We start from the raw sequence: 4,665 nt of genomic DNA on the forward strand, positions 1-4,665 counted from the left end.
CACCGTTTTCAGGACCACAAGATTTTCAGGGGCCACCTCACGCCATGGCGCCACAGGGGCCGGAGCGTCTACCATCTCGGAGGCGGGGGCAGGGCTCGGATCGGGCGCTGTTTCGCAAGCGCCCAACAAGGAGATGCCGATGGCAACTGCCATGAGAGATATCCGCACCATCTTTGTGTCCTTCCCAAGAAATCATCCGCCTGCTAAGCGCCGCTCATGTATCAGATAAGTGCAAAAGGCGCGCGGGCGCCAGTTGAAACGGCGTGGGATGCGCTGGCCTGGGCCGATCCGTCGCCAGCGGGCGCGGTTGATGCCAAGGAGGACAGCCGGACCAGTTGGCGGCTCGATGCGTTCGCGGAAACGCTCGAAGACGCCAAAGCCTGCGTTGTCATTATCGAAGAAGCCGCGCCGGATCTTGTCGCGCGGATCGAACAGGTGATCGAGCAAGACTGGGTGACGCTGTCACTCGAAGGCTTGCCACCGGTCAAGGCCGGACCGTTCGTTGTAGCGGGCAGCCACGCCCTTGCGCGCCAGTCACCGGGAAAGATTTCCGTGCTGATCGAGGCCGGCCCTGCGTTTGGAACGGGCCATCATGGCACGACGCTCGGATGCTTGCTGGCGCTGGATGATGTGCGCCGCCGCCGGTCCATCGGCAAGGTGCTTGACCTTGGCACGGGCTCCGGCGTTCTGGCGATTGCTGCTCTGAAGGCGGGGGCATCCTCGGCGATCGGTACGGATATCGATCTCGATAGCGTGCGTGTGGCGAATGAGAATGCCCGCAAGAATCATGTCAACGGCTTCACCGCCTTGCATGTCACCGGTGCGAACACGCCACGCATTCGTCAGGGCGGGCCGTATGACACCGTGTTTGCGAACATCCTGATGCGGCCCCTGATCGGGCTCGCACCGGATATTGCGTCTCTCACGGCGCCGGGCGGCACAATTATCCTGTCAGGACTGCTGCACCACCAAGCGCCGCCAGTCCGGAACGCCTTTGCGTCCCGCGGGCTCGACTTCCAGACACGTATTCGCGAAGACGGGTGGTCGACGCTGGTGTTCCGGAAGCCGGGTTAAGCCCTGCAGGATCAGTAAGCGGCGCGGCGCGCCCAGCGCGCAGAACGGCGTGCCAGGATTTGCGGACGCTGGCTTTCGGCGCTCTGCAGCGCGTTCACGAAGGCTGGCTCAGCCATCTCGTTGACCATCAGCGAACGGCCCTGGCCGTTGAGGATTGCCATTTCTGGCGCAGTAATTGTGTTTTGACGTCTCATAGTGCGTCCCTCTTTTTGTATTGTGCGGCGCACAATCTTTTGTGTGGGCGCTATGTAGCGTAAAAGCATAAACAAAAAAGCATAGAAAAGCGGAAATTTGCATGAATAAATGCATAGCTACGATGCGGCTTTCTATGGTCAAAACCACGCTTTCGCACTAAGTAGGGGACATGAGACAGACATTTGATATCAAGGGCGGTCCGCAGGACGGCCGGGCGCATCTGCCCCTCGTTCGCGAACAGCTTTCCGCGCAGGGGCTCGACGGCCTTTATGTTCCGCATGATGATGAATACCAGAACGAATACCTGCCTGACGCCAATGAGCGCCTGGCTTGGGTGAGCGGGTTTACCGGTTCGTTCGGTTCTGCATTCGTCTTCACAGACCGCGCGGTGATCTTCGCCGATGGCCGCTACACGCTGCAGGTCGCCGACCAGACCGATCCGGATCTCTGGGAAGTTCAGGCTGTGCCGGAGCCCGGCCCGTTCGGCTGGCTCAAATCGCAGGACATGACCGGCAAGCGCATCGGCTATGACCCGAAACTGATGAGCCCGAACGATGTCGCGGCCATGGGCACGGCCGCCAAGGCGGCTGGCGCTGAACTGGTCAGCGTCGCGAACAATCCTATCGACCTCGCCTGGGCCGACCGGCCAGACCAGCCCGCCGCGCTCGTCGTGCCGCATGAGGTAAAATTTGCAGGCGTCGCGCATGACGAAAAGCGCGTGCAGATTGGCCACGATCTCAAAGCCGAAAAGCTCGACGCGGCTGTGATCACGTCGCCGGCGTCCATCGCCTGGGCTTTCAACATTCGCGGCGGTGATGTCAGCTGCACGCCGCTGCCGCTCGGCCGCGCCATTCTGTTCGCAGACGGGTCAGCTGACCTCTTCCTTGATGAAGTGAAAGTATCCAACGCGCTCCGCCAGCATCTTGGCAACAGTGTCACGTTGCGCCCGTTGGCCGATCTCGAAAAGGGCCTTTCAGACCTGAAAGGCAAGACGGTCAGCGTTGATCCGGATGTGGCCTCAGCCTGGTTCTTTGACCAGCTCGAACAGGCTGGTGCAACGCCTGTACGCCAACGCGACCCGGTCGCTCTGCCCAAGGCTTGCAAGAATGACGCGGAACTCGCAGGCTCGGCCGCCGCCCATCTTCGTGATGGCGTGGCCCTGACCCGCTTCCTGCACTGGCTTGATACGGACGCGCAGAGCGGCGAGATCACCGAGATCGACGCCGCCATCAAGCTGGAAGAATTCCGCGAAAACCTTGGCGGCCTGAACGATTTGTCCTTCCCGACAATTTCCGGTGCCGGCCCGAATGGCGCGCTGCCGCATTACCGCGTTTCGACAGCCTCGAACCGCAAGCTGGAACGTGGCAGCCTCTATCTTGTCGACAGTGGCGGCCAGTATCTGGACGGCACGACAGACGTGACGCGTACGGTTCCCATCGGTGATCCGAGCGCGGACATGCGGCGTCACTACACGCTGGTCCTGAAGGGGCATATCTCGCTGGCCATGGTGCGCTTTCCGAAAGGCACGACCGGAACCCATCTCGACATTCTCGCGCGCCATGCGCTCTGGCAGGCCGGGCTCGACTACCAGCACGGCACCGGCCATGGGGTCGGCGTCTATCTCGGCGTCCATGAAGGCCCGCAGCGCATTGCCAAGGCGTGGAATTCCGTGCCGCTGGAAACCGGCATGATCGTCTCGAATGAGCCGGGCTATTACCGCGCCGGACAGTACGGCATCCGGATCGAGAACCTTCAATATGTCACGCCACCGGCGGCCATCGAAGGTGGCGAACTCGACATGTATGGCTTTGAATGCCTGACCTTCGCGCCCCTCGCGCGGGACCTGATCGATCTGGCTCATCTGACCAAGGACGAGCGGGACTGGGTCGATGCCTATCACGCGCAAGTCTACGAATTGCTGGCCGACCGTCTGGACGGGCCGGTGAAGGACTGGTTGCGCGCGGCCTGCATGCCGCTTTAGGCAGTCTGTGAAAATCGCGCTTGTTCCGGTTTTGTTCTGGTGATAAATCATGGCCAGTAGACTCTTTGGAGACTGGCCATGATCCTTTCATTGTCGATACGTGATTTCGTCCTGATTGACCGCCTGGACATCGAACCGGGCGCCGGGTTTACGGCGCTGACCGGGGAGACCGGGGCGGGCAAGTCCATCATTCTCGATGCCCTGTCGCTTGCGATGGGGCACGGGTCCGACCGTGGGATGATCCGGGCGGGGCAGGACCAGTCGAGTGTGGCGGTTGAGTTTTCGCCCCCGGTCAGCCATCCAGTCTGGTCTGCACTGGCCGAAGCAGGCATTGACGCTTCGCCGGACGAGACCCTGACCATGAAACGCGTGATCCGCCGCAACGGCCCCGCGCGTGCCTTTCTCAATGACCAGCCGGTCAGCGCGGCGCTCCTGTCGGAGATCGGGGACCTCTTGGTCGAGATTCACGGCCAGCACGCGGCCTCCACCCTGCTGAAGCCATCATCTCACCGCCGTTTGCTCGACCAGTTTGCAGGCAATGAAAAGCTTTTGGACATGTGCGCGGCCACTCATGCTGCGATGGCGGAGGCCAGCGCCCGGCGTCAGGAACTTGAAGACGCGCATGCCGAAGCCATCGAACATCGCGAATGGCTGGCCGAGGCTGTGGCCGAGCTCTCCAGCTTGAATCCGCAGGAAGGCGAAGCCGCCATCCTGACAGAGCGTCGGACCCTGTTGATGCAGTCGGAACGCGTCACCGAGGCCGTGCGTGAAGCCGAAAATGTGTTGGAAAAGTCCGGCGTGGAAGATGCCTTGTCCAAGGCGGCGCGTGCCACCGAACGGATTTGCCGCTTGCCGGGATTTGAATCCTCTCAGGACACGCTGCCGGTTGCCGCACGTGCCGCCGCCGAAGCAGTCGAGCGGGCCTTGATTGAAGCGCGCGAAGCAGCAGGCGCGATCAGCCAGCTCGAACGGCTTGTCGATCATGATTCTGCTGAACTGGACGGCGCCGAGGCGCGGCTGTTCGCCTTGCGGGCAGCGGGCCGGAAGCATGGCTGCGATCCCGATCTCCTGCCAGACATGCTCACTTCATTGAGTGATCGGCTCGACCTGGTTGAAGCGGGCGAAGACGCGCTGATTGCTGCCCGCAAGGCTGAAGCATCTGCCCGGGCCGACTGGCATCAGGCGGCGGGCAAGCTAAGCGACGCCCGGCAGGCGGCCGCGTCGCAATTGGAAAAAGCCATCGCGCGCGAGCTGAAGCCGCTGAAACTCGGCCGCTCGGTGATCCGGGTTGCGATCACGCCGCTGGCAGAGGGGGAGGGCGGCCCGAACGGAATCGACTGGGTCGAATTTGATGCCGAGACCAATCCGGGCGCGGGTTTTGGCCCGTTGCGCAAGATTGCGTCCGGCGGCGAACT

At 62.1% G+C, this 4,665-nt stretch carries 4 protein-coding genes; 3 read left to right on the forward strand and 1 reads right to left on the reverse strand.

Going from position 1 to position 4,665, the window contains the following annotated elements:
• Positions 1 to 216 precede the first annotated feature (216 nt).
• On the forward strand, positions 217 to 1,074 hold the full coding sequence (locus tag B4F73_RS01045) for a 50S ribosomal protein L11 methyltransferase (RefSeq protein WP_290480017.1): 858 nt from the start codon (positions 217 to 219) through the stop codon (positions 1,072 to 1,074).
• Positions 1,075 to 1,085: 11 nt separating this feature from the next.
• Here B4F73_RS01045 and B4F73_RS01050 read toward each other — a convergent pair whose 3' ends face one another.
• Positions 1,086 to 1,268 (reverse strand): hypothetical protein, encoded by a 183-nt coding sequence (locus tag B4F73_RS01050; RefSeq protein WP_206991411.1) that lies wholly within the window; start codon positions 1,266 to 1,268, stop codon positions 1,086 to 1,088.
• 170 nt (positions 1,269 to 1,438) lie between these two features.
• Between B4F73_RS01050 and B4F73_RS01055 the strand changes: the two genes are divergently transcribed.
• Together B4F73_RS01055 and B4F73_RS01060 are read left to right on the forward strand one after the other, a co-directional pair.
• The gene (locus B4F73_RS01055; protein ID WP_290482313.1) at positions 1,439 to 3,250 is read left to right on the forward strand and encodes an aminopeptidase P family protein; all 1,812 of its coding nucleotides are present in this window, start codon (positions 1,439 to 1,441) and stop codon (positions 3,248 to 3,250) included.
• A gap of 78 nt (positions 3,251 to 3,328) precedes the next feature.
• A partial coding sequence (locus B4F73_RS01060) for a DNA repair protein RecN (protein WP_290482314.1) occupies positions 3,329 to 4,665 on the forward strand: 1,337 nt, incomplete at its 3' end.

This window comes from Hyphomonas sp. UBA3601 (genome assembly GCF_002375605.1).
Lineage (GTDB): Bacteria > Pseudomonadota > Alphaproteobacteria > Caulobacterales > Hyphomonadaceae > Hyphomonas.